The sequence below is a fragment of the Caulobacter sp. CCNWLW153 genome (genome assembly GCF_036889365.1).
Classification (GTDB): Bacteria; Pseudomonadota; Alphaproteobacteria; order Caulobacterales; family Caulobacteraceae; genus Caulobacter; species Caulobacter radicis.
In genome coordinates this window covers 40,956-63,705 of the sequence record NZ_JBAKFV010000015.1, presented here as the reverse complement: position 1 = coordinate 63,705, position 22,750 = coordinate 40,956, and the positions used below count along the sequence as shown (strand labels likewise).

The following is a 22,750-nucleotide window of genomic DNA, read 5'->3' as shown; positions in this document are numbered from 1 at the left end:
CGGCTCGCCCGTGAAAGCGGCGCAACCGAAGGAATGGGGAATTTCCTGCTGTCGGTGAAACCTCTCACCCTCCCACCGCTTCGCGGTGGGCCCCTCCCTCTCTCGCAGAGAGAGGGGTCAGGTTTGCTTCCCTCACCCCGCCAGCTTCACCCACTCCCGCGCCACCATCGCCACCAGCACCAGCGTCGACAGGCCGAAGGCCAGGAACCGCGCCATCACGATGTTGACGCTGGCCTGCACCAGGCTGTGCACGATCCGCAGGGCCACATAGGCCCAGGCCAGCGCCACCGCCGTTCCGTCGCCGTGGCCCGCCACGAAGATCGCCAGGGCCGCCGCGTAGAAGATCGTCGGCTGCTCCATCAGGTGGTTGTAGTTGTGGGCCGCCTGCCGGGCGGCGTCGGGCAGCACGTCCAGCGCGCCGGGAAAGCGGGCGTCCTGCGGCTTGATCCCGGCCTTGGTCATCGCCGGCAGCCGCTGGGCGTACATCCACGCCCACATCACCAGCGACCAGCTCACCAGCGCCAGCACCGGCGCGATCATCGTGTTCATCGGTCTTGCCTCCCCCAGGTCGTGTTTCGGGGAGGCTATCGGGGAAGCGGCGCCAGGCGAAGCCTGCCGTTTGGTCAGCGCTTCTTCAGCGTCTCTTCCATGCCGCGGCGGGCCAGTTCGTCGGCGCGTTCGTTGTGCTCATGGCCGGCGTGGCCCTTGACCCAGCGCCAGTCGACCTCGTGGCGCTGGCGCGCCGCGTCGAGGCGCTGCCACAGGTCGACGTTCTTGACCGGGCTCTTGTCGGCGGTCTTCCAGCCCTTGGCCTTCCAGCCATGGATCCACTGGGTGACGCCCTTCATCACGTACTGGCTGTCGGTGTGCAGCTCGGTCTTGGTCGGGCGGTTCAGCGCCTCCAGGGCCATGATCGCGCCCATCAGCTCCATGCGGTTGTTGGTCGTCGCCAGCTCGCCGCCGCAGATCTCCTTGCGCTTGTCGCCATACATCAGGACCGCGCCCCAGCCGCCGGGGCCGGGATTACCGCGGCAGGCGCCGTCGGTGTAGATGATCAGCTTCGGGGTCACGACCCAATCCTCACTTAAACGCGTCCGAACAGCGACAGTCCCTCGCGGTGGACGGCCAGCTTGCGCTCGTACTCCAGCGGGTCCTTGGGCTTCACCAGGGCGCCGGCCGGCGTGGCGTTCCAGTCGGCCAGGCGGGTCAGGAAGAAGCGCATGGCCGCGCCGCGCGCCAGCATCGGCAGGGCGTCGCGCTCGGCCGGGCTCAAGGGGCGGCGGCGCTCGTAGCCGGCGATCAGGGCTTGGGCGGCGGTGACGTTGAAGCTGCCGTCGGCCTCGAAGCACCAGGCGTTCAGGGTCACGGCCACGTCGTAGGCGTAGGCGTCGTCGCAGGCGAAGTAGAAGTCGATGGTCGCCGCGAACTTGCCGTCGGTCTTGAAGAAGACGTTGTCGGGGAAGTAGTCGGCGTGGATCGTGCCGGCGGGCAGGTTGCGCGGCCAGGCCAGGGCCATCTCGGCCAGGTCCTTGTCGATCGTGGCGGCCAGGCCGGGCTTGAGGTCCTCGGCGGCCTGGCGGTGCTTGGAGAACAGCGCCGCCCAGTGCGGCTGGCCCAGGTCGTTGGCGCGGCGGCCGGCATAGCCTTCGCCCGCCAGGTGCAGCCAGGCCAGGCCCTCGCCGGCCTCGCGGCAGTGGGCGGGGCTGGGCTTGCGCACCGACAGGCCCGGCATGAACTCGACGATGGCGGCCGGCTTGCCGCGCAGGGTCTTGAGGGTCTTGCCCGCCTTGTCGGCGATCGGCCGGGCCGAGGGATAGCCGCGATCGGCCAGCCAGCCCAGCAGGTCGAGGAAGTAGGGCAGGTCCTCGGGCCGCGCGCGGCGCTCGTAGACCGTCAGGATGTAGCGGCCCGTCTCCGTCTCCAGCAGGAAGTTGGAGTTCTCCACGCCCTCGGCGATGCCCTTGAACGCCAGCGGGGCGCCCAGGGCGTACTCGGCCAGGAAGCCTTCGAGCTCTTGATCGGTGATGTCGGTGTAGACGGCCATGGGCGCGGGATGCGGCGCCGCGCGCTGGCGGTCAAGCGGGCGTCTCCAGAAACCCTCTCCCTATGGGAGAGGGAGTTTCTTCCTCAAGCCGTCGTCAGCAGGCGCGGCAGCTTGAAGGTCACCGTTTCGCGGGCCTCGACCAGTTCCTCGATCTCGATGTCGAAATGGCCGCTGATGGCGTCGATGACGCCCTGCACCAGGTCCTCCGGCGCCGAGGCGCCGGCGGTCAGGCCGATGGTGGCCACGCCCTCGAACCAGCTCCAGTCCAGGCCCGAGGCGTCGTCGATCAGGTAGGCGGCCTTGGCGCCGGCCTTCAGGCCCACTTCCTTCAGGCGCACCGAGTTGGACGAGTTGCGCGAGCCGACCACCAGGATCAGGTCCGACGCCTCGGCCAGCATCTTCACCGCGTCCTGGCGGTTGGTGGTGGCGTAGCAGATGTCTTCCTTGTGGGGCGCGGCGATGCCGGGGAAGCGCTCCTTGAGCATGGCCACGATGTCGGCGGTGTCGTCGACCGACAGGGTGGTCTGGGTCAGGAAGGCCACGTTCGAGGCGTCCTTGGGCTGCCAGGTCCGCGCGTCGTCGATGTCCTCGATCAGGGCCACCGTGCCCTCGGGCAGCTGGCCCATGGTGCCGACCACCTCGGGGTGGCCCGCGTGGCCGATCAGCACGATCTCGCGGCCGTTGTCGAAATGCTTCTGGGCCTCGACGTGGACCTTGGAGACCAGCGGGCAGGTGGCGTCGAGATAGATCATCTGCCGCGACTTGGCCTCGGCCGGCACCGATTTGGGCACGCCGTGGGCCGAGAACACCACCGGGCGGTCGTCGGGAGCCTCGTTCAGCTCCTCGATGAAGATCGCGCCCAGGGCCTTGAGCCGGTCGACCACGTGGCGGTTGTGGACGATCTCGTGTCGCACATAGACCGGCGCGCCGAACTTCTCGATGGCCCGCTCGACGATCTGGATGGCCCGGTCGACCCCGGCGCAGAAGCCGCGCGGGCTGGCCAGGAACAGGCGGAGCTTGGGACGGACCGGGGGACGGATCGGCGCGGGCGTGGTCATGGCGCGGAACCTAAGCGCTTGCGGGCTCGGGCGCCAGACGTGCCGCGCATGGCGTTTTGACGACCAAGCTGCAACGTGCGCCCGTTGCGAGGTCACGCATATGCCTTTATCAGGCTGCATGACGCCGGTTGGGGCCTTTCCCTTTCTGGCAATCCTTCTCGAACCGGACGTTTCATGCGCCGCACGCTTTCCGTCGCCTTCAGCGCCCTGATGGCCCTGTCGATCGCCGTCACCGCCACCAGCGCCTACGCCCAGGGCGGCGGTCGCGGCGGGCAGGGCGGCGGCCAGGAGGACGACGGCGCCAAGCGCAAGAAGCGCGACGAGGAATGGAACCAGCCCAAGGCCCCGCTGGCCCAGCTGCGCAACGCCGGCCCGTGCCCGTTCGTCAAGGTGCTGTACGACGCCAGCCGCTATGTCGAGTTCAAGGGCGGCAAGGAAAGCGCCGCGACCACCGGCTACACCGGCGAGATCCAGGGCGTGTCCTCGGGCTGCGCCTACAAGAGCGACGAGCCGATCAAGATGCAGGTCGAGGTGCTGTTCGCCCTGGGCCGCGGCCCGGAAGCGACCGAGACCCGCAAGACCTACCGCTACTGGGTGGCCGTGACCGAGCGCAACAAGTCGGTGCTGGCCAAGGAATATTTCGACCTGCCGATCACCTTCCCGGCCAGCGGCGACCGCGTGTTCGCCACCGAGAAGCTGCAGACCATCACCATCCCGCGCGCCGAAGCCACGACGAGCGGCAGCAATTTCGAAGTCCTGATCGGCTTCGACGTCACCCCGGAAATGGCCGCCTTCAACCGCGACGGCAAGCGCTTCCGCGTCAACGCCGGCCAGGCCGCCCAAGCCCAGCAAGCAGGGACTCCTCCTAAGCAATGAACGATTTGAAGCGGTCCTTGAGCGAGGCGGCCGCGGCCGCTTTCCAGGCCGCCGGACTGTCTCCCGACTTCGGGCGCGTCACGGCGTCCGACCGGCCCGACCTGGCCGACTTCCAGTGCAACGGCGCTCTCGCCGCGGCCAAGAGCGCCAAGCGTAATCCCCGCGAAATCGCCGTCCAGGTGGTCGAGCAGCTGAAGGCCGATCCGCGCCTGGCCTCTGTCGAGATCGCCGGCGTCGGTTTCATCAACATGCGCGTCAGCCCCGCGGCCCTGGCCGCCCGCGCCGACGAGATCGCCGCCGACGAGCGCGCCGGCGCCAGCCTGCTGGCCGATCCGCGCCGCGTGCTGGTCGACTATGCCGGCCCCAACGTGGCCAAGCCGATGCACGTGGGCCACCTGCGCGCCTCGATCATCGGCGAGTCGATCAAGCGCCTGTACCGCTTCCGCGGCGACCAGGTGGTGGGCGACGCCCACTTCGGCGACTGGGGCTTCCAGATGGGCCTGCTCATCACCGCGGTGATGGACGAGGACGCCTTCATCGCCGCCCTGATGGACAAGCTGCCGGACGCCCCGCGCGACTTCTCCGACGCCGACGCCGCCAAGGTGCGCGCCGAGTTCGCCGGCCGGGTCACCCTGGCCGACCTCGACCGCCTGTACCCGGCCGCCGCCGCGCGCGCCAAGGAAGACGTCGAGTATCGCGACCGCGCCCGCAAGGCGACGGCCGACCTGCAGAACGGCCGCTTCGGCTATCGCCTGCTGTGGAAGCACTTCGTCGACGTCAGCCGCGTGGCCCTGGAGCGCGAGTTCCACGCCCTGGGCGTCGACTTCGACCTGTGGAAGGGCGAAAGCGACGCCGATCCGCTGATCGCGCCGATGGTGCGCCAGCTGGAGGACAAGGGCCTGCTGGTCGAGGACCAGGGCGCCCGCATCGTCCGCGTGGCCCGTCCTGGCGAGACCAAGAAGAAGAAGCTGCCCGACGGCTCGGTGATCGAGGTCGAAAGCCCCGATCCGCTGCTGGTGGTCTCGTCGGAAGGCTCGGCCATGTACGGCACGACCGACCTGGCCACGATCCTGGATCGCCGCCAGTCGTTCGACCCGCACCTGATCCTCTACTGCGTCGACCAGCGCCAGGCCGACCACTTCGAGCAGGTGTTCCGCGCCGCCTACCTCGCCGGTTACGCCCAGCCGGGCGGCCTGGAGCACATCGGCTTCGGCACCATGAACGGCGCCGACGGCAAGCCGTTCAAGACCCGCGCCGGCGGCGTGCTGAAGCTGCACGACCTGATCGAGATGGCCCGCGAGAAGGCCCGCGAGCGCCTGCGCGAAGCCGGCCTGGGGGCGGAACTGTCGCCGGAAGCCTTCGAGGAGACCGCGCACAAGGTCGGCGTCGCCGCCCTGAAGTTCGCCGACCTGCAGAACTTCCGCGGCACCTCCTACGTCTTCGACCTCGACCGCTTCACCAGCTTCGAGGGCAAGACCGGTCCGTACCTGCTGTACCAGACCGTCCGTATCAAGAGCATCCTGCGCAAGGCCGCCGAGCAGGGCGCGCAAGGCGGGGCCGTGATCGTCGCCGAACCGGCCGAACGCGACCTGACCCTGCTGCTGGACGCCTTCGAGGGCGCGCTGAGCGAGGCCTACGACAAGAAGGCTCCCAACTTCGTGGCCGAGCACGCCTACAAGCTGGCCCAGGGCTTCTCGAAGTTCTACGCCGCCTGCCCGATCCTGGGCGCCGACGAGCCGGCCGTGCGCGCCTCGCGCCTGACCCTGGCCCAGACGGCCCTCAAGCAGCTTGAGCTGGCGCTCGACCTGCTGGGCGTGGAAACGCCCGAGCGGATGTAGCCTGATCCCTCTCCCCTTGCGGGAGAGGGTGGCCTCCCGAAGGGAGGTCGGGTGAGGGGTTGCACGTACAGAAACGCCGCGACAGCTGATCGGCTGTCGCGGCGTTTTGCTTTTGAGAGACCCCTCATCCGCCGGCCTTCGGCCGCCACCTTCTCCCGCAAGGGGAGAAGGATTAGTCGGTGGAAAACCCCGCCACGTTCTCCGTCGTCACCGGCCCGGCCACCTTGCCGGCCGTGACCCGGCGCAGCCGCACGTCGCGCACCGGCAGGTCCTTCTCGCCCTTGATGCTGCAAATCGAGCCGGCCTGCGCGACGCGCACGTCGCTGACTCGCAGGCCCTCGATCGCGGTCAGCCGCCGCTCGTAGGTCGGAACCAGGGTGCGCCACTGGTAGAGCACGTCGGTGTCGACCGCGAGCACGCTGCCGGCGATCTTCGTGGCGCTGACATTGCGCATGTGGATGCCCCGCACGAACCCGCCGCGCCGCTCGTTGGTCTTGACGAACAGCAGGTTGGCGATCGGCACGGCCCAGCCGTCCACGCCCCCATTCCCCCTTGGGCCGTCGCCGGTGAAGTGGCAGTTGTCGACGAAGACGTTCTCGATCCCGGCCGACAGCTCGCTGCCCACGGCCATCAATTGGTGGCCGTTCCTGATCTGGCAGTCGCGCATCACGACGTTGCGGGTGGGCACGCCCAGGCGCCAGGCGTCCTGGTCGCGGCCCGACTTCACCGAGACCGCGTCGTCGCCCTGGTCGAACACGCAGTCCTCGATCAGCACGTTCTGGCTCATCTCCGGATCAACGCCGTCGTTGTTGTGGCCGTGGGCGCGGATCTTCACCCGGCGGATGACGACGTCGGCGCAGAGGAAGGGATGGATCACCCAGAACGGGCTGTCCTCGATGCTGACGTCCTCGACCAGCACGTGGCGGCAGCGGTTGAACTGGATGAACTGCGGACGCAGGTTCGCCTCGCCGCCCGTCATCCGGCGCTGGTCGACCGGCTCGCCCCTGGCGGCCTGGTGATACAGCACCACCAGGGCGTCCATGTGCGGCTTGGGCCGCTTGTACCATTCGCGCCAGACGTCCAGCTTGGCCTTCAGCCTGCCGGGGCCGGTGATCGCCACGTTCTCGCAGTCGAAGGCGTAGACCAGCGGTGAATAGTTCCAGCACTCCAGCCCCTCCCAGGTGGTCTGGACGGGCGGCAGGTAGTCGGCGGGCTTTTCGGAGAACAGCAGGGTGGCGCCCTTGGCCAGGTGCAGGGCGACGTTGCTCTTGAAGTGCACCTTGCCGGTCGGCCAGGTCCCCTCGGGGACCACCACCACCCCAGCGCCGGCGGCGTTGGCGGCCGTGATCGCCGCGGCGATGGCGGCGCTGGTCTTGGCCTGGTCGCCCTGGTCGGCGCCGAAGTCGGTGATGACAAAGCGCCTGGCGCGGGAGAAGTCGGGCACGCCGATCGAGGGCATGTCGAACGGCGCGGTCGGGGCGACCAGCTTGCGGGGAAAGGGCTTGGCGATGGCCAGGCCGGGGATCAGCGGCGCCAGGAGCCCGGCGCCCAGCGCCGTCCGCCGGGTGGTCTGAACGATAGCCATGCCGCGTCTCCCGATGCCGGACGTCGATCGCGCCCGTGTCGGTGCATTGCTCGCATGGTGGGATGCGAAGTCAATATTCGGGATTACCAGATCCTCCCCCCGAAGGGGGAGGTGTCGCCGAAGGCGACGGAGGGGGACGTGGCCTGGGAGGCCACAGATTCCCTTCCGTCAGAAGTCTCTTCCCCCTCCGGCCCTCCGGGCCACCTCCCCCTTCGGGGGGAGGATCTGGTTCAGACCAACCGCTCCAGCCCGGCGCGGGCCGCCTTCAGGAACACGCTGGGCAGCGCCGACAGCCCCTCATGCGGGGTCCAGACGAAGTCGCCGGCGACGTCGGCCTCGGCGACCATCACCCGCAGGGTCAGCGAGAAGTGGGTGAAGACGTGCTCCACCGCGCCCAGGTCGCGCCAGGGGGCCAGGATCGGCGCGGCGCGGGCGGCCTCGTCGTCGCTCCACGGGCGGTCGCGCCAGTCCGAGGTCGGCAGGCCCAGCATGCCGCCCAGCAGGCCCTTGTCCGGACGCCGCACCAGGGCCGTCTCGCCACGGCGGCTGACGATATAGGCCACGCCATGGCGGCGCGGTCGGTCGGCCTTCTTCGTGCGGCGGGGAAAGGTCTCGGGCGCGCCCTTGGCCCGGGCCGCGCAAAAGGCCTCCACCGGGCAGCGGTCGCACAGCGGGGCCTTGGGCTTGCAGACCGTGGCGCCCAGGTCCATCAGCGCCTGGGCCCAGTCGCCGGGGCGATCGTCGCTGACCAGGCCGGCGGCCAGGCGCTTGAGCTCCGGCTTGGCGTCGGGCAGCGGCGTCTCCACCGCGAACAGCCGCGCCATCACCCGCTCGACATTGCCGTCGACCACGTTGGCCGCCCGGTCGAAGGCGATGGCCGCCACCGCCGCGGCGGTGTAGCCGCCCACGCCCGGCAGGGCCAGCAGGCCCTCCTCGCTGTCGGGGAACTCGCCGCCGTGCTGGCTGGCCACCGCCCGGGCGCAGGCCAGCAGGTTGCGGGCGCGGGCGTAGTAGCCAAGGCCCGCCCAGGCGGCCATCAGCTCGCCGTCCTGCTCGGCCGCCAGGGCCTCGACGGTGGGCCAGCGCTGGGTGAAGGCCAGGAAATAGGGCGTGGCGTGCGGCACCGTGGTCTGCTGCAGCATCACCTCCGACAGCCACACCCGGTAGGGGTCGCTGCGCAGGCCCATGGCGCCGGCGGCGGGGCCGGTTCGCCACGGCAGCACCCGCGCCTCGCGGTCGTACCAGGAAAGCAGGGCTGAGCGGATCGCGGCGACGTCGGTCATTGTCCGCCTCCTATCGCAAATCCGCGCGCGCGAGGGGAGGGGGGCGTGCTAGCATTGTGAGGCAATGTATCGCCGCACGCTGCCCACGGCCGACGAGGCCCTGAAGATCCTGTCGCGCCGCCGCACCCGGCCGCCGATGCGCGTGCCGCCGCCGGCGGGCAAGAGCCTGGCCAAGTTCATCCGCGAGCTCGACAAGAAGCACGGCCAGGGCCCCGGCGCGCTGCAGGCCCGCTGGAAGGAGATCGTCGGCGAGAGCCTGGCCCGCCGCACCGAGCCCGTCCGGATCATCAAGAGTCGCACCGGCGAGGGCGGCACGCTGGAACTGCGCGTCGACGGCCCCGTCGCCTCGCTGATCCAGCACCAGGTCGGCCAGATCACCCAGCGCCTGGACCTGCTGCTAGGCAAGGGCGCGGTGACCCGCCTGCGCATCGTCCAGGGACCCGTGCGCGTCGCCGCGGCCGCCTCGGCCCCGCCGCGTCCGCGCCGCCGGCCGCCGCTCGACGCGGCCCAGGAGCGCGACCTGGCCTCCAGCCTGTCCGACCAGCCCGAAGGCCCGCTGAAAGAGGCGCTGCTGAAGCTGGGGCGCGGCGTGCTGCGCAACGAGCGTTGACAACCTTCGCGGGTTGCCGCTGATGCGCGAAAGCCTCATCGGCGCCATTTTCACGCGGCTAAAGAATCGCGCTTAACTTCACTGTTCACGTTCGAGGAAGACCCGACCATGCGCTCGCCCCTTCGCCGGATCCTGCTCGCCGCGACCCTGGTCGCCAGCGTCGCCGGCCTGTCCGCCTGCAACAAGTCGGGCTCGACCGTCACGGCCGACGACATGAGCCTGGGCAACCCCAACGCCAAGGTCACGGTCATCGAGTACGCTTCGGCCAGCTGCGTCCACTGCGCCAAGTGGAACGAGGAGGTCTTCCCGGCCTTCAAGCAGAAGTACATCGACACCGGCAAGGTGAACTACGTCTATCGCGAGTTCCTGACCGCCCCGCCGCAGGTGGCCGCCGCCTCGTTCCTGCTGGCCCGCTGCGCCGGCAAGGACAAGTATTTCTCGGTGCTGGACTCGGTCTATCGCTCGCAGGAAGAGATGTTCACCACCGGCGACTATCGCGGCGTGCTGCTGCGCATCGCCCAGTCGTCGGGCCTGAACGAGCAGCAGTTCGACGCCTGCGTCAGCGACGAGAAGGCGCTGAAGGCCCTCAACGACCGTATCGAGCGCTACTCCAAGGAAACCGACATCAAGGGCACCCCGACCTTCGTCATCAACGGCAAGAAGCTGAACGACGAAGGCGGCGAGGCTCCGCTGGCCCAGCTGGACACCGCCATCGCCGCGGCGAGCAAGTAGGCATGACCCTGGACCGGCGCGCGCTGATCGTTTCGGGCCTGGCGGCAGCGACCGCCATGCCGACGCTTGCGCGCGCCGCGCCCTTGCCGGCCCAGCCGGGCGACCACGTGCTGGGCTCGCCCAAGGCCAAGGTGCAGATCGTCGAGTACGCCTCGATGAGCTGCGGCCACTGCGCCCACACGGCCATGGACGTCATGCCGGCGATCAAGAAGCGCTACATCGACACGGGCAAGGCCCGGCTGGTGTTCCGCGAGTTCCTGACCCCGCCCTACGACCTGGCCGGCGCCGGCTTCCTGCTGGCCAACCGCGTGCCGCCGGCCCGCTATTTCGAGGCGGTCGACGCGATCTTCGCCGCCCAGAAGACCATGTACCAGACCGGCGACTACTGGGGCGGCCTGCTGGGCGTGGCCAAGCGCTTCGGCCTGACCGAGGCCCAGCTGGAAGCGACGCTGAACGACAAGGCCGCGCTGGCCGCGCTGAACACCCGTGTCGAGGCCGCCGCCAAGCGCGACAGGATCGAGGGCACCCCGACCTTCTTCGTCAACGGCGCCCAGCTGGTCGGCGAGGTCACCGTGGACGATCTGGCCCAAGCCATCGACAAGGCCCTGAAGGGCTAGCGGGCGGGCGCGGCCGTGCAGTTCCAGCGTCTGCGCCTCTCCGGCTTCAAGTCCTTCGTCGAGCCGACGGAGTTCCGGATCGAGCCTGGCCTGACGGGCATCGTCGGGCCCAACGGCTGCGGCAAGTCAAACCTGCTGGAAGCCCTGCGCTGGGTGATGGGCGCCAACTCGGCCAAGGCCATGCGGGCCGGCGGCATGGACGACGTGATCTTCGCCGGATCGGGCAACCGCCCGCCGCGCAACCACGCCGACGTCACCCTGACCATCGACAACAGCGACCGCACCGCGCCGGCCAGCTTCAACGACGATCCGGTGCTGGAGGTCGTGCGCCGCATCGACCGCGGGGCCGGCTCGACCTACCGCATCAATGGCCGCGAGGTGCGCGCCCGCGACGTCCAGCTGCTATTCGCCGACGCCTCGACCGGGGCCAACTCGCCGGCCCTGGTGCGCCAGGGCCAGATCAGCGAGCTGATCGGCGCCAAGCCGCAGAACCGTCGCCGGATCCTGGAAGAGGCCGCCGGGGTCTCGGGCCTGCACACCCGCCGCCACGAGGCCGAGCTGCGCCTGCGGGCCGCCGAGAGCAACCTGACCCGCCTTGAGGATGTGGCCCGCGAGCTGGAGACGGCGCTGAACCGCCTCAAGCGCGAGGCCCGCCAGGCCGAGAAATACAAGCGCCTGTCGGCCGAGATCCGCGCCGTGCAGGGGGCGGTGCTGTTCGCCCGCTGGGCCGAGGCCCGCGACACGCTGGAGCGCACCCAGTCCGAGGCGACCCAGTCGGCCCGCGAGGTCGAGGAAACGGCCCGCGCCGCCGCCGCCGGCCAGGGCGCGATCGTCACGGCCGAGGCCGCCATGCCGCCGCTGCGCGAAGAGGCTGCCATCGCCCAGGCGGTGCTGGGCCAGCTGGCGATCCAGAAGGACCGCGCCGAGCGCGACGCCGCCGCCGCCGCCGCCGAGTTCCAGCGCCTGTCGGCCGACCTTTCCCGCATCGACGACGACCGCGCCCGCGAGCAGCAGGCCGCCGAGGACGCGGGCGCCAGCCTGGCCCGCATCGAGCCGGAACTGGCCGAGGTGCGCGGCCTGATCTCCGCCGCTCCCGAGCGCGGCCCCGAGCTGGAGACCGCCGCCAAGGCCGCCGAGGCCGCACGGGCGGAAGCCGATGGGGCCGTCGAGCGCCTGGCCGCCCAGTCCGCCGCCGAGGAAGCCCGCGCCCGCGCCGCCGCCCAGCGCCTGGCCGAGGCCGAAAGCCGCCTGGCCCGCACCGTCCGCGCTCTGGACCAGGCCAAGGCCGAGCGCGCCGCCGTCGGTCCGGCCGTCGATCCCGCCGCGGCCGAGGCTCGTCAGCGCTTTTCCAACGCCGAGGCCGCCCTTGCCGCCGCCCGCGCCGCCCTGGAGGCCGCCGAGGCCGAGCGCACGACGGCCGCCCAAGCCGAGGGCGCGGCCCGCGACCTGGCCCGCAAGGCCGAGGACCAGCTGGGCCGCCTGCGCACCGAGGCCCGGGGCCTGGCCCAGCTGACCGCCCCGCGCGCCAAGAGCGGCTTCTCGCCCGCCCTCGACGCGGTGACGCCCGACAAGGGCTATGGCGCGGCCCTGGCCGCCGCCCTGGGCGACGACCTGGAAGCCGCGCTCGACGCCCGCGCGCCCTCGCACTGGGCGGGCGCCGACGCTCCGGCGACGTCCTGGCCCGACGGCGTCCAGCCGCTGGCCCCGCTGGTCAAGGCGCCGCCCGAACTGGCCGCGCGCCTGGCCATGGTGGGCCTCGTGGATCGCGCCGACGCCGCGCGCCTGGCCAAGGACCTGCCGGTCGGCGCGCGCCTGGTCTCCAAGGAAGGCGACCTGTGGCGCTGGGACGGCTTCGTCGCCAAGGCCGACGCCCCCAAGCCGGCCGCCGTCCGGCTGGAGCAGCGCACGCGCCTGGCCGAGGTCGAGGCCGAGATCGACGCGGTCGCGCCCCAGGCCGAGGCCGCGACGGCCGCCCTGAAGACCGCCGCCGACCGCCTGCGCGCCGCCGAGGACGCGCTGCGCGACAAGCGCCGGGGTCCGCCCGACGCCGAGCGCCTGCTCACCCAGGCGCGCGAGACCGTGGCCCGCTACGAGCGCGAGGCCGCCCAGCGCGAGGCCCGCGCCCAGTCGCTGGACGACACCATCGCCCGCTTCGAGGCCGAGCGGGCCGAGGCCGACGAGGCCCTGGCGGCCGTTCGCGCCGAGCAGGCGGCGGCCGAAAGCGTCGGCGACCTGGCCCCGCAGCTGGCGGCCGCCCGCCAGGCCGCCGCCGCCGCCCGCGAAGCCGCTTCGGCGGCGCGATCGGCGCTCGACCTCGAGAACCGCGAGCGCGCGGGCCGCCAGCGCCGGCTGGAGAGCCTGGAGCGTGATCTCGGCGACTGGACCCGCCGCCGCGACGCCGCCGCCAAGCGCGCCGAGGGGCTGGAGGCCGACCGCGCCAAGGCCGCCGCCGCCCTGGAGGCCGCCCGCGCCGCGCCCGCCGAGCTGGAAGAAAAGCTGCTGGTCCTCGTCGACCAGTTCGACGCCGCCGAGCAGCGCCGGGCCAAGGCCAGCGACGCCCTGGAGGCGGCCGAGACCGCCCGCATCACCGCCGACCGCACCGCCCGCGCCGCCGACCAGGCCGCCGGCGAGGCCCGCGAGCGCCGCGCCGCCCTGGTCGCCCGCCTGGACGCCGCCCGCGAACGCTTCGCCGAGATCGCCTCGAACATCCGCGAGAGCGCCCGCATGGAGCCCGAGGCCCTGGGCCGCCACCTGGCCGGCGAGGCCGTGGCTGTCCCGAAGGACGCCGCCGGCGTCGAGGCCCACCTGTTTGCTCTCGAACGCGAGCGGGATGCGATCGGTCCGGTGAACCTGCGCGCCGAAGAAGAGGCCCAGGAATATGCCGGGCGGCTCGAGACCATGCGCATCGAGCGCGCCGACCTGTCGGGCGCGGTGGCCAAGCTGCGCGACGGCATCGAGGAGCTGAACGCCGAAGGGCGCGAGCGCCTGCTGGCCGCCTTCGACGTCATCAACAACCACTTCCAGACCCTGTTCCAGGCGCTGTTCGGCGGCGGCCAGGCCGAGCTGCGGCTGATCGAGAGCGATGATCCGCTGGAAGCCGGTCTGGAGATCTTCGCCTGCCCGCCCGGCAAGCGCCTGGCCAGCATGAGCCTGATGAGCGGCGGCGAGCAGGCCCTGACCGCCAGCGCCCTGATCTTCGGCGTGTTCCTGGCCAATCCGGCCCCGATCTGCGTGCTGGACGAAGTCGACGCGCCTCTGGATGACGCCAATGTCGACCGCTACTGCAACATGCTCGACGAGATGCGCCGCCGCACCCTGACGCGCTTCATCGCCATCACCCACAACCCGGTGACCATGAGCCGCATGGACCGTCTGTTCGGCGTGACCATGTCCGAGCGCGGGGTCAGCCAGCTGGTCAGCGTCGACCTGAGCACCGCCGAAGAGCTGGTGGCGGCGCAGTAGGGGCGAGGGTTCCCGTTAGGACTGAAAAATATCCGTAAAATCCCCGCGAAAGCGGGGACCCAGGCTTTTTCTGAAACCCGCGGCGCTCGACGATAAAACTCCTGGGGGACCCGCTTTCGCGGGGATTTTACGGGGTGAGGGTTCCTCCGGCCTCTCCGGAAGCGGGTTAGAACAACCCCGCCGCCATCTGCCGCAGCGGATTGGTCGGATCGGCCAGCAGCTTCACGGCCATGGCGCAGGAGATCGTCACCAGCAGCGGCCGGATCAGCCGCGCCCCGAACCGCACGGCCAGGCGCGAGCCGAGCTGCGCCCCCAGGAACGCGCCGACGGCCATGGCCAGGCCGATGGGCCAGATCACCGCGCCCTTGAGGATGAACAGCGCCAGCGCCCCGACATTGCTGGCGGCGTTGGCCAGCTTGGTGTGGGCGGTGGCCTTCAGCACGCCGTAGCCGAGCAGGGTGACGATGGCGACCATGTAGAAGGCCCCCGCGCCGGGACCGAAGATCCCGTCATAGAAGCCGACGATCGGCGCGATGAACCCGGCGAAGACCGGCAGGGCCAGGCGGGCGGGGCCGTCCTCGGCCTTCAGGGCCTTGGACAGGCCGAAATAGACGGCGATGACGATCAGCAGCACCGGCACGAGGGCGGCCAGGAACTTCGGCGAAAGCAGGCTGGCGCACAGGGCGCCGGCGATCCCCGCCAGGCCCGCGGCGAGGCCGATCGGCCATGCGGTCTTCCAGTCGATCAGGCCGCGCTTGGCGAAGGCCCGCGTGGCCGAGACCGAACCGAACGTGCTCTGCAGCTTGCTGGTGCCCAGCGCCGCGATCGGCGGCAGGCCCGAGAGCAGCAGCGCCGGCAGGGTGATCAGGCCGCCGCCGCCGGCGATGGCGTCCAGCGTCCCGGCCACGAAGGCCACGCCGAACAGGATGACGAGCAGCTGGACGCTCAGATGTTCCATGGCAGGGCCCTACAAACGCGAAAAGCCGCCCGGGAGCCGGGCGGCGGCAGGCGGCGTGGGAAGGAAGGGGAGGCGGCCATGGCGCGTCTCCCCATCGTTCGATCAGCCGATCAGGTGGGCCCACTGGTGGGCGCGCGAGGCCTTGCTGTTGCGGCCCAGGGCCTTCAGTTCTTCGCGGGCGGCGGCCTTTTCTTCCTTGCGGACGCGTTGCTCGGCCGCTTCGGCGGTCTTGCGTTCCTTGCGCTCGGCGCGCTTGACGGCCGCGATCGCTTCCTGGCGGGCCAGGGCTTCGAGGCGGGCGATTTCCTTGGCTTCGGCGCGGGCGGCGCGGACGGCTTCCAGCTCGGCGGCGCGCTGCTCGTCGCGCTTGTCGAAATCAGGATCCTGAATGGCGACCTTCGGCTTGAACTTGGCCAGCATCGCCTTCTTGGCTTCCTGCTGGGCGGTGATGCGGTCGGCGAATCCGGTGTTCTTCAGATAGGACATGAAACTTCGTGCTGTTGGAGAGGCGCGTCTCTAAACCCCAAAACGGCTGAAAAAGCAATTGGACAGGCCCCGCTTGCCGACGGACGGAATGTCGCGCGCGAGCGACCGGCGAGGGGCGGGGCCGCCTGGGAGACCCGGATTCCGTGGTTCAGCTGACCCTGCGGAAATTCCCTCGCGAAAACAGCGCCTTGCGTAGTTTCTCCACAATCTTGACGCACCGCAGCGCGCCCTATAGGTTCCGCCGCGATCAAGCCGGCCGAAAAAGCGCCTTCTTCAGGCGCGTCTGCGGGCGCTTTCGGACCTGACCGCTTCCCATGCCCAAGGCCGACGAACCGAACGACAAGGCTTTTGAAAGCCTCGACGCTCGGCTCGACGCTTTCGAGGCGCGGAAGGCGGCGGAAAAGCCCGTCAAGGCGGCGGGCGAGAAAGCTTCCCAGGACGGCTATCGCCTCCTGGCGGATTTGATCGGGGGCGTTCTGGTGGGGCTCGGCTTCGGCTGGCTGCTCGATCATTATGCCGGCACGGGGCCTTGGGGGATGGTCGGCGGTCTGCTGATCGGCACGGGTCTCGCGATATTCTCCGTCGTCCGCAAGGCGACGAAACTGAGCGCGCAGGCGTCCAAGGCGAAGGCCGAGGATGTAGACAACGGGGACGGGCCAACCGCCCCCAAGCAGAAGAGAGACTAGGGCCGATGGCCGATCCGATGCACCAGTTCCAGATCCAGAAGATCGTGGAACTGCCGACCGTGACCGTTCCGGGCCTGGGCGCTATCGACCTGTCGATCACCAACTCGGTGTTCGCGATGCTGCTGGCCGCGACGCTGATCGTCGTCTTCTACGCCGCCGCCGCCCGCAAGGCCGTGGTGCCGGGCCGCCTGCAGACGGTGGGCGAGATGCTCTACGGGCTGGTCGACGGATTGGCCGAGTCGATCATCGGCCACGACGGCAAGAAGTTCCTGCCCTTCGTCTTCACCCTGTTCGCGTTCGTGCTGTTCATGAACCTGCAGGGCATGTTCCTGGTGTTCACCGCCACCTCGCAGCTGGCCGTGACCCTGACGCTGGGCATCATGGTCATCCTGACGGTGGTCGGCGTCGGCTTCGCCAAGAACGGCATCAAGTTCTTCAAGCTGTTCGCCCCGTCGGGCGTGCCGTGGCCGCTGTATTTCCTGCTGGTGCCGATCGAGATCCTCTCGTTCCTGATCCGCCCCATCACCCTGGGCCTTCGTCTGTTCGGCAACATGCTGGGCGGCCACGTGGTCCTGAAGATCTTCGCCGGCTTCGTCGTCGCCCTGGGCGGCCTCGGCGTTCTGGGCTGGGCCGGCGCGGCCCTGGCCCTCTCCTCCGTCATCGCCCTGACGGCGCTCGAGTTCATGGTGGCCTTCCTTCAGGCCTTCGTGTTCGCGGTGCTCACCTGCGTCTATCTCAACGACGTCGTGCACCTCGACAGCCACTGATCACCCTTTTCTCTTCAACCTATCTCTGAATTCTCAAGGAGCCTCACAATGGAAGCGGAAGCCGCTAAGTACATCGGCGCTGGCCTGGCCATGCTCGGCATGATCGGCGCGGGCGTCGGCCTGGGCGTCATGTTCGGCAACTATTTCCAAGGCGCGCTGCGCAACCCGACCGCGGCCGCTCAAGAGCGTCCGATGCTGTTCCTGGGCATGGCGCTGACGGAAGCCCTGGGCATCTTCGCCCTGGTCATCGCCTTCCTGATCCTCTTCTCGTAATCCCCAGAGCGCGGCGGGGCCGGTTCACGGCCCAAGCCGCGCTTTGATCTTCTAGAACCGAGCCTGCCCGTCCGTCTCCGGATGGCAGGCGTTAGCTGAGAGGCGCCCTCGCCCATGGCGACGGAAAATCACGGCACGGTCGAGTCGACTGAAGCCCCGGGGCACGAGAGCGGCGGTCTTCCGCAGCTCCAGTTCCAGCACTGGGGCGGTCAGATCGTCTGGCTGCTGCTCATCTTCGCCGTTCTCTACGTCGTGCTGTCGAAGGGTCTTCTGCCCCGCGTCAGCGGCGCGATCGACGAACGCGGCGCCAAGATCGCCGGCGACATCGCCGACGCCCGTCGTCTGAAGGACGAAGCCGAAGCCCAGGCCCGCGCGGCCGCGGCCGAGGTGGCCGAGGCTCGCGCCAAGGCCCAGAAGACCGCCGCGGACGCCAAGGCCAAGGCCTCGGCCGAAGCCGCCGAGCGTCAGGCCAAGGAAGAAGCCGTGCTGGCCGAGAAGCTGGCCGCGGCCGAAGCCTCGATCACCACCGCCCGCGACGAGGCCATGAGCCACGTCCGCACGGTGGCCGAGGAGACGGCCGGCGCCATCGTCGAGAAGCTGACGGGCAAGGCGGCTTCGGCCGCCGAGCTCAAAGCGGCTCTGGCCTAAGGAGTAGCCGACCATGGAACACCAATCCCTGTTCAGCTTCTCCAACCCGGAATTCTGGGTTCTGGCGGCCCTGGTGATCTTCTTCGGCCTGCTGGTCGTGCTGAAGGTCCTGCCCGGCGCCCTGTTCGGCGCGCTTGACGGCTACGCCGCCAAGATCCAGGCCGAGCTCGCCGAGGCCCAGCAGCTCCGCGAGGAGGCCCAGGCCCTGCTCGCCGAGGTCAAGGCCCAGCGCGAGGAATCCGAGCGCCAGGCTTTGGCCATGATCGAGGCGGCCAAGGCGGACGCGATCCGTCTGGAAGCCGAGGCCAAGGAGAAGCTCGAGGAGCAGATCACGCGCCGCGCCGAAATGGCCGAGCGCAAGATCGCCCAGGCCGAGGCCCAGGCCGCCGCGGACGTCAAGGCCGCGGCCGTCGACCTCGCCGCCCAGGCGGCCGAGGCGGTCCTGCTGGCCCGCGTCGCGACCGGCTCGGACCCGCTGGCCGATGCGGCCATCGGCCAGATCGGCGGCAAGCTGCAGTAGTCCTTCCGGACGGCTGAAAGATCGAAAGGCGCGGCTCGCAAGGGCCGCGCCTTTTTCTTTTGGGCCCTGTGGTGAAGGCTCGACCTTCTCCCGTCATTCCCGCCCTTGTGGCGGGAACCCTCTGTCAGTCGCAAGGGCGGTAGGGGCGGCGTGCTGAGCACGCCGCTGGCGCTTCACGTGCGGACGGAACCAGAGGTTCCCGCCACAAGGGCGGGAATGACGGGCGGTTGGGGCTGGGCCTCAGCCCGCCGCCTGCCGCCGCCTCAGCGCCTTCCTCACAGCCTTGCGTCCCCGCTTGAGCACTCGCCAGCCCGGCCGCCTCAGCACCACCTTCTCGGACCGCAGCAGCTGCTGCCAGGCCACCAGCAGGATCTCCGGTTCTCGGCGCATCAGGCGGCGGATGGGGAAGATCAGCTTGGGGTGACGGCGCTGCCAGCGGATGAAGCGGCGCTTGGCCTGGAACGAGTTGCGCAGCACCACCATCAGCCCGATCACCAGGAGGGGCAGGCCCACGTGGCCGGGCAGCGGCGTCAGCACCGCGCCGGCCAGCAGGATCAGCACGCCCAGGGCGATCAGCAGGATCCGGGCCACGCGGGCGAAGGTCTCGCGCACGACGAACGCCAGCCGGCGGCGACGGAGGCTGGAAAGGCGGCGGACGACCCTGGGGTCGCGCCGGGTCACTGGAGCGGGCTCACGGGGGCCCTAGACCGCGCGCTGGCCCCGGCGCTTGAGCGCCTTGCGCCAGCGCTTGGCCACGCGCCAGCGGCGCGGGATGACCAGCTTCTCGATCCGCAGGGCCTGCTGCCAGGCCACCAGCACCACCTCGGGCTCGCGGCGCAGCAGGCGGCGCAGCGGGAACACCAGCTTGGGGTGGGCGTGCTGGAAGCGGACGAACTGCTTGCGGGCCTTGAACGAGTTGCGCAGCACCAGCATCAGGCCGATGACCGTCAGCGGCAGGCCCATCGGGCCGGGCAGGGGCGCGATCAGAAAGCCCGCGGCGATGAACACCAGGCCCAGCAGCACCAGGGCCGCGCGAATGATCCGCCCGAGAAGCTCGCGGGCGAGTTCGTCGGCGGCGGAAAAGCGCACGGGCGTCATGGCGATGGCGAAGTTCATGGGGGCTGAACGGGGCTTGTGGTCCGCCGGTTTCCGGAAAAAGACCGGCCCCCTCGTCTCACAAGCTGCATATGGAAACGGGGCGCCCTTCCGTAAAGGCGCCCCGTTCCGCTTTCGTGCTGCTGTTGCAGCTATTCCGCGGCGAGTGGCGCGGGGGCCACAGGTTTCCACTTCAACTTCGGCTTCCGGGCCGCCAGCGTCTCGTCCAGGCGCTTGAGCGGCGCCAGGTGCGGGGCGTTCTTGAAGCGGGCCGTGTCGCCCGCCTTGGCCGCCTCCGCCAGCAGGCGCAGGGCGTCGATGAAGCGGTCGAGCTCGGCCTTCGACTCCGTCTCGGTCGGCTCGATCAGCATCGCGCCATGCACCACCAGCGGGAAGTACATGGTCATCGGGTGGAAGCCCTCGTCGATCATCGCCTTGGCGAAGTCGAGCGTGGTGACGCCCGTGTCTTCCAGCCAGGCGTCGTCGAACAGCGCCTCGTGCATGCACGGGCCTTCCGGGAAGGCCGGGCTCATCAGGTCCGACAGGCGGGCCTTGACGTAGTTGGCGTTCAGCACCGCGTCCTCGGCCACCTGGCGCAGGCCGTCGGCGCCGTGGCTGAGCATGTAGGCGTAGGCGCGCACGTACATGCCCATCTGGCCGTGGAAGGCGCTCATCCGGCCGAAGGCCTGGGCGGCGACGCCTTCGGCTTCCTCGATCAGCTTGTAGCCGTTTTCGTCATGCACCACCCACGGGGTGGGGGCGAACGGGGCGAGAGCCTCGCTCAGCACCACCGGACCCGCGCCCGGACCGCCGCCGCCGTGGGGCGTCGAGAAGGTCTTGTGCAGGTTGATGTGCATGGCGTCGACGCCCAGGTCGCCTGGGCGCACCCGGCCGACGATGGCGTTGAAGTTGGCGCCGTCGCAGTAGAAGTACGCGCCCGCCGCGTGGGTCAGGCGGGCGATCTCGACCACGTCGCGCTCGAACAGGCCGCAGGTGTTGGGGTTGGTGACCATGATCGCGGCCACGTGGTCGCCGAGCTTGGACTCCAGGTCGGCCAGGTCGACGCGGCCGTCGTCGGTCTGGGCGATCTCGACGACCGTGTAGCCGCAGAAGGCCGCCGTGGCCGGGTTGGTGCCGTGGGCGCTGGTCGGGGCCAGCACGGTCTTGCGGTGGCCGTTGCCGGCCGCCTCGTGGGCGGCGCGGATGGCCAGGAGGCCGCACAGCTCGCCATGGGCGCCGGCCTTGGGGCTCAGGGCCACCGCGGGCATGCCCGTCAGGGTCTTCAGCCAGTGGGCCAGGCGGTCCATCAGCTCGATCGCGCCCTGCACCGTCGACTGCGGCTGCAGCGGGTGGATGTCCGACAGGCCCGGCAGGCGCGCCATCTTCTCGTTCAGGCGCGGGTTGTGCTTCATCGTGCACGAGCCCAGCGGATAGAGCGCCAGGTCGATGGCGTGGTTCTTCTGGGACAGGCGCACGTAGTGGCGCACGGCTTCCGGCTCCGACAGGCCCGGCAGGCCGATGGCGTCGTCGCGGGTCAGGCCGGCCAGGGCGCCGTCGGCGGTGACGGCGTCCGGCAGGTCGACGCCGGTCTTGGTCCAGCCGCCCAGTTCGAAGATCAGCGGCTCGTCCTGCAGCAGGCCGCGGCCGCCCGACAGGGAGGCGAAGCCGGCGTCGTCATTGGAGGCTTCGGGACGGGTGGGACGTCCGACATTGTTCATGCTCATTGGACGGCTCCGGCCAGCAGCTTGGCGAAGAAGGTGATGTCGGTGTCGAGCGTGGTCTCGGTCGTGGCGACCAGCAGCACGTCGTCCAGGCCCGCGCCCGGCTCCAGGCGCGAATAGGGCACGCCGGCGATGACGCCGTGGGCGGCCAGGGTCTCGACGACCTCGGCGGCGTCCTTGGGCAGGCGCACGGCGAACTCGTTGAAGAAGCGCGGGGTGAGGATCTCGACGCCCGGGATGGCCGCCAGGGCCTTGGCCGTGGCCAGCGCCTTCTGGTGGTTCAGCGAGGCCAGCTGGCGCAGGCCCTGCTCGCCCAAGAGGCTCATGTGGATCGAGAAGGCCAGGGCGCACAGGCCGCTGTTGGTGCAGATGTTGCTGGTGGCCTTGTCGCGGCGGATGTGCTGCTCGCGGGTCGACAGGGTCAGCACGAAGCCGCGCTTGCCGTCGGCGTCCACCGTCTCGCCGCAGAGGCGGCCGGGGGCCTGGCGCACGAACTTTTCGCGGCAGGCGAAGAGGCCGACATACGGGCCGCCGAAGTTCAGGCCGTTGCCGATCGACTGGCCCTCGGCCACGGCGATGTCGGCGCCCATGGCGCCCGGCGACTTCAGCAGGCCGTAGGAGACGGCCTCGGTGGTGACCACGATCAGGAGGGCGCCGGCGGCGTGGGCGGCCTCGGCGATCTTGGAAACGTCGGTGGCCGTGCCGAACACGTTGGGGGTCTGCACGACGACGCAGGCGGTGTCGGCGTCGATGGCGGCGATCACCGCGTCCTCGGCGTCGATGGCGGCCGGCAGGCGCAGGGTGGTGACGCCGGCGGCGTGGGCCAGGGTCTCGACCGCGCCGACATATTGCGGGTGGACGCCGCCCGACAGCACGGCCTTGTTCTTGCGGGTGACGCGCTGGGCCATCATCACGGCCTCGGCCGTGGCGGTCGAGCCGTCATAGAGCGAGGCGTTGGCCACATCCATGCCGGTCAGGGCGGCGACCTGGCTCTGGAACTCGAACAGCACCTGCAGCGTGCCCTGGGCGATTTCCGGCTGGTAGGGCGTGTAGCTGGTCAGGAACTCCGACCGCTGGATGATGTGGTCCACCGTGGCCGGCACGTGGTGGCGATAGGCCCCGGCCCCGACGAAGAACGGCCCCTCGGCCGCCGAGCGGTTGCGGCGCGACAGGCGCAGGAGCTCGCGCTCGACCTCGATCTCGCCGGCGTGATGGGGCAGGTCCACAGGCTCGCTGCGGCGGGCGACGGCCGGCACGTCGACGAACAGCTCGTCGATCGAGCCCGCGCCGATCACGCCGAGCATGTCGGCGCGGTCTTCGGGGGTCAGGGGGAGGTAGCGCATCAATCAGGTCCTTCTCCCTTCCCCCTTGATGGGGGAAGGGGCGGGGATGGGGGTGTCTCCAGAGCGTGGCAGCCGAAAGTGTCAGCGGTTTCGGCGTCCGCCACGCTCCAAGTCTAGAGTCGGTGGGGTCACCCCCAACCCTGCCCTT

23 protein-coding genes are annotated in these 22,750 nt (G+C 70.3%); 11 read left to right on the top strand and 12 right to left on the bottom strand.

Features of this window, described 5'->3' with window-relative positions:
* Positions 1 to 132: 132 nt before the first annotated feature.
* The 4 genes from V6S85_RS21115 to ispH form a co-directional block, all read right to left on the bottom strand.
* Complete coding sequence (locus tag V6S85_RS21115) at positions 133 to 549, bottom strand: MAPEG family protein (protein ID WP_334350139.1); 417 nt, start codon at positions 547 to 549, stop codon at positions 133 to 135.
* Between the two features lie 74 nt (positions 550 to 623).
* Complete coding sequence (rnhA, locus tag V6S85_RS21110) at positions 624 to 1,070, bottom strand: ribonuclease HI (RefSeq protein ID WP_116564812.1); 447 nt, start codon at positions 1,068 to 1,070, stop codon at positions 624 to 626.
* 14 nt (positions 1,071 to 1,084) lie between these two features.
* Complete coding sequence (thrB, locus tag V6S85_RS21105) at positions 1,085 to 2,044, bottom strand: homoserine kinase (protein ID WP_334350138.1); 960 nt, start codon at positions 2,042 to 2,044, stop codon at positions 1,085 to 1,087.
* An 83-nt stretch (positions 2,045 to 2,127) separates the two neighbouring features.
* Entirely contained in the window at positions 2,128 to 3,102 is a 975-nt protein-coding gene (gene ispH, locus V6S85_RS21100) for a 4-hydroxy-3-methylbut-2-enyl diphosphate reductase (RefSeq protein ID WP_334350137.1), read from the bottom strand.
* Between the two features lie 174 nt (positions 3,103 to 3,276).
* Between ispH and V6S85_RS21095 the strand changes: the two genes are divergently transcribed.
* A complete protein-coding gene (locus V6S85_RS21095) occupies positions 3,277 to 3,978 on the top strand; it encodes a Tat pathway signal sequence domain protein (protein WP_334350136.1) in 702 nt (233 codons plus the stop codon).
* The gene (locus tag V6S85_RS21090; protein WP_116564820.1) at positions 3,975 to 5,816 is read left to right on the top strand and encodes an arginine--tRNA ligase; all 1,842 of its coding nucleotides are present in this window, start codon (positions 3,975 to 3,977) and stop codon (positions 5,814 to 5,816) included. Before V6S85_RS21095 ends, V6S85_RS21090 begins: the two co-directional genes overlap by 4 nt.
* Positions 5,817 to 5,988: 172 nt before the next feature.
* Here V6S85_RS21090 and V6S85_RS21085 read toward each other — a convergent pair whose 3' ends face one another.
* Complete coding sequence (locus V6S85_RS21085) at positions 5,989 to 7,401, bottom strand: glycoside hydrolase family 28 protein (protein WP_334350135.1); 1,413 nt, start codon at positions 7,399 to 7,401, stop codon at positions 5,989 to 5,991.
* Between the two features lie 230 nt (positions 7,402 to 7,631).
* Complete coding sequence (gene mutY, locus V6S85_RS21080; protein ID WP_334350134.1) at positions 7,632 to 8,684, bottom strand: A/G-specific adenine glycosylase; 1,053 nt, start codon at positions 8,682 to 8,684, stop codon at positions 7,632 to 7,634.
* A gap of 64 nt (positions 8,685 to 8,748) precedes the next feature.
* Between mutY and V6S85_RS21075 the strand changes: the two genes are divergently transcribed.
* The 4 genes from V6S85_RS21075 (at position 8,749) to smc (ending at position 14,105) form a co-directional block, all read left to right on the top strand.
* A complete protein-coding gene (locus tag V6S85_RS21075; RefSeq protein ID WP_116564826.1) occupies positions 8,749 to 9,294 on the top strand; it encodes a DUF721 domain-containing protein in 546 nt (181 codons plus the stop codon).
* Positions 9,295 to 9,402: 108 nt separating this feature from the next.
* Positions 9,403 to 10,026, top strand: coding sequence for a DsbA family protein (locus V6S85_RS21070; protein ID WP_116564828.1), 624 nt, complete (start codon positions 9,403 to 9,405; stop codon positions 10,024 to 10,026).
* 2 nt (positions 10,027 to 10,028) lie between these two features.
* On the top strand, positions 10,029 to 10,643 hold the full coding sequence (locus V6S85_RS21065) for a thioredoxin domain-containing protein (RefSeq protein ID WP_116564830.1): 615 nt from the start codon (positions 10,029 to 10,031) through the stop codon (positions 10,641 to 10,643).
* 15 nt (positions 10,644 to 10,658) lie between these two features.
* On the top strand, positions 10,659 to 14,105 hold the full coding sequence (smc, locus tag V6S85_RS21060) for a chromosome segregation protein SMC (protein WP_334350133.1): 3,447 nt from the start codon (positions 10,659 to 10,661) through the stop codon (positions 14,103 to 14,105).
* 166 nt (positions 14,106 to 14,271) lie between these two features.
* Here smc and V6S85_RS21055 read toward each other — a convergent pair whose 3' ends face one another.
* Together V6S85_RS21055 and V6S85_RS21050 are read right to left on the bottom strand one after the other, a co-directional pair.
* Complete coding sequence (locus tag V6S85_RS21055) at positions 14,272 to 15,063, bottom strand: TSUP family transporter (protein WP_116564833.1); 792 nt, start codon at positions 15,061 to 15,063, stop codon at positions 14,272 to 14,274.
* 102 nt (positions 15,064 to 15,165) lie between these two features.
* Positions 15,166 to 15,549: a DUF6481 family protein gene (locus tag V6S85_RS21050; protein ID WP_116564835.1), complete on the bottom strand. Its 384-nt coding sequence runs from the start codon at positions 15,547 to 15,549 to the stop codon at positions 15,166 to 15,168.
* 314 nt (positions 15,550 to 15,863) lie between these two features.
* On the opposite strand from V6S85_RS21050, the gene V6S85_RS21045 reads away from it, so the two are divergent.
* From V6S85_RS21045 to V6S85_RS21025, 5 genes are all read left to right on the top strand, one after another.
* Positions 15,864 to 16,235 carry an AtpZ/AtpI family protein gene (locus V6S85_RS21045; protein WP_116564837.1) on the top strand — a complete coding sequence of 124 codons (372 nt, stop codon included), beginning with the start codon at positions 15,864 to 15,866 and terminating at the stop codon, positions 16,233 to 16,235.
* A gap of 5 nt (positions 16,236 to 16,240) precedes the next feature.
* Positions 16,241 to 17,002 (top strand): F0F1 ATP synthase subunit A, encoded by a 762-nt coding sequence (locus V6S85_RS21040; protein WP_116564839.1) that lies wholly within the window; start codon positions 16,241 to 16,243, stop codon positions 17,000 to 17,002.
* A gap of 48 nt (positions 17,003 to 17,050) precedes the next feature.
* Positions 17,051 to 17,275 (top strand): F0F1 ATP synthase subunit C, encoded by a 225-nt coding sequence (locus tag V6S85_RS21035; RefSeq protein WP_101713756.1) that lies wholly within the window; start codon positions 17,051 to 17,053, stop codon positions 17,273 to 17,275.
* Between the two features lie 114 nt (positions 17,276 to 17,389).
* Positions 17,390 to 17,923 carry a F0F1 ATP synthase subunit B family protein gene (locus V6S85_RS21030; protein ID WP_116491042.1) on the top strand — a complete coding sequence of 178 codons (534 nt, stop codon included), beginning with the start codon at positions 17,390 to 17,392 and terminating at the stop codon, positions 17,921 to 17,923.
* Between the two features lie 13 nt (positions 17,924 to 17,936).
* On the top strand, positions 17,937 to 18,443 hold the full coding sequence (locus tag V6S85_RS21025) for a F0F1 ATP synthase subunit B (RefSeq protein ID WP_116564841.1): 507 nt from the start codon (positions 17,937 to 17,939) through the stop codon (positions 18,441 to 18,443).
* 240 nt (positions 18,444 to 18,683) lie between these two features.
* Here the strand turns inward: V6S85_RS21025 and V6S85_RS21020 are convergent, their stop codons facing one another.
* From V6S85_RS21020 to gcvPA, 4 genes are all read right to left on the bottom strand, one after another.
* Positions 18,684 to 19,124 carry a hypothetical protein gene (locus V6S85_RS21020; RefSeq protein ID WP_116564843.1) on the bottom strand — a complete coding sequence of 147 codons (441 nt, stop codon included), beginning with the start codon at positions 19,122 to 19,124 and terminating at the stop codon, positions 18,684 to 18,686.
* Between the two features lie 21 nt (positions 19,125 to 19,145).
* Positions 19,146 to 19,559 (bottom strand): hypothetical protein, encoded by a 414-nt coding sequence (locus V6S85_RS21015; RefSeq protein ID WP_334350132.1) that lies wholly within the window; start codon positions 19,557 to 19,559, stop codon positions 19,146 to 19,148.
* A gap of 131 nt (positions 19,560 to 19,690) precedes the next feature.
* Positions 19,691 to 21,262: an aminomethyl-transferring glycine dehydrogenase subunit GcvPB gene (gcvPB, locus tag V6S85_RS21010; protein ID WP_334350131.1), complete on the bottom strand. Its 1,572-nt coding sequence runs from the start codon at positions 21,260 to 21,262 to the stop codon at positions 19,691 to 19,693.
* The gene (gene gcvPA / locus V6S85_RS21005; RefSeq protein WP_334350130.1) at positions 21,259 to 22,602 is read right to left on the bottom strand and encodes an aminomethyl-transferring glycine dehydrogenase subunit GcvPA; all 1,344 of its coding nucleotides are present in this window, start codon (positions 22,600 to 22,602) and stop codon (positions 21,259 to 21,261) included. The genes gcvPB and gcvPA overlap by 4 nt, the downstream gene beginning before the upstream one ends.
* Between the last annotated feature and the right edge of the window lie 148 nt (positions 22,603 to 22,750).

Bases quoted from the DNA above. Each gene is read 5' to 3' on its own strand.
- V6S85_RS21115 (WP_334350139.1), bottom strand. From the start codon at position 549: ATGAACACGATGATCGCGCCGGTGCTGGCGCTGGTGAGCTGGTCGCTG.
- thrB (WP_334350138.1), bottom strand. From the start codon at position 2,044: ATGGCCGTCTACACCGACATCACCGATCAAGAGCTCGAAGGCTTCCTG.
- ispH (WP_334350137.1), bottom strand. From the start codon at position 3,102: ATGACCACGCCCGCGCCGATCCGTCCCCCGGTCCGTCCCAAGCTCCGC.
- V6S85_RS21095 (WP_334350136.1), top strand. From the start codon at position 3,277: ATGCGCCGCACGCTTTCCGTCGCCTTCAGCGCCCTGATGGCCCTGTCG.
- V6S85_RS21090 (WP_116564820.1), top strand. From the start codon at position 3,975: ATGAACGATTTGAAGCGGTCCTTGAGCGAGGCGGCCGCGGCCGCTTTC.
- V6S85_RS21085 (WP_334350135.1), bottom strand. From the start codon at position 7,401: ATGGCTATCGTTCAGACCACCCGGCGGACGGCGCTGGGCGCCGGGCTC.
- mutY (WP_334350134.1), bottom strand. From the start codon at position 8,684: ATGACCGACGTCGCCGCGATCCGCTCAGCCCTGCTTTCCTGGTACGAC.
- V6S85_RS21075 (WP_116564826.1), top strand. From the start codon at position 8,749: ATGTATCGCCGCACGCTGCCCACGGCCGACGAGGCCCTGAAGATCCTG.
- V6S85_RS21070 (WP_116564828.1), top strand. From the start codon at position 9,403: ATGCGCTCGCCCCTTCGCCGGATCCTGCTCGCCGCGACCCTGGTCGCC.
- V6S85_RS21065 (WP_116564830.1), top strand. From the start codon at position 10,029: ATGACCCTGGACCGGCGCGCGCTGATCGTTTCGGGCCTGGCGGCAGCG.
- V6S85_RS21055 (WP_116564833.1), bottom strand. From the start codon at position 15,063: ATGGAACATCTGAGCGTCCAGCTGCTCGTCATCCTGTTCGGCGTGGCC.
- V6S85_RS21050 (WP_116564835.1), bottom strand. From the start codon at position 15,549: ATGTCCTATCTGAAGAACACCGGATTCGCCGACCGCATCACCGCCCAG.
- V6S85_RS21045 (WP_116564837.1), top strand. From the start codon at position 15,864: ATGCCCAAGGCCGACGAACCGAACGACAAGGCTTTTGAAAGCCTCGAC.
- V6S85_RS21040 (WP_116564839.1), top strand. From the start codon at position 16,241: ATGGCCGATCCGATGCACCAGTTCCAGATCCAGAAGATCGTGGAACTG.
- V6S85_RS21035 (WP_101713756.1), top strand. From the start codon at position 17,051: ATGGAAGCGGAAGCCGCTAAGTACATCGGCGCTGGCCTGGCCATGCTC.
- V6S85_RS21030 (WP_116491042.1), top strand. From the start codon at position 17,390: ATGGCGACGGAAAATCACGGCACGGTCGAGTCGACTGAAGCCCCGGGG.
- V6S85_RS21025 (WP_116564841.1), top strand. From the start codon at position 17,937: ATGGAACACCAATCCCTGTTCAGCTTCTCCAACCCGGAATTCTGGGTT.
- V6S85_RS21015 (WP_334350132.1), bottom strand. From the start codon at position 19,559: ATGAACTTCGCCATCGCCATGACGCCCGTGCGCTTTTCCGCCGCCGAC.
- gcvPB (WP_334350131.1), bottom strand. From the start codon at position 21,262: ATGAGCATGAACAATGTCGGACGTCCCACCCGTCCCGAAGCCTCCAAT.
- gcvPA (WP_334350130.1), bottom strand. From the start codon at position 22,602: ATGCGCTACCTCCCCCTGACCCCCGAAGACCGCGCCGACATGCTCGGC.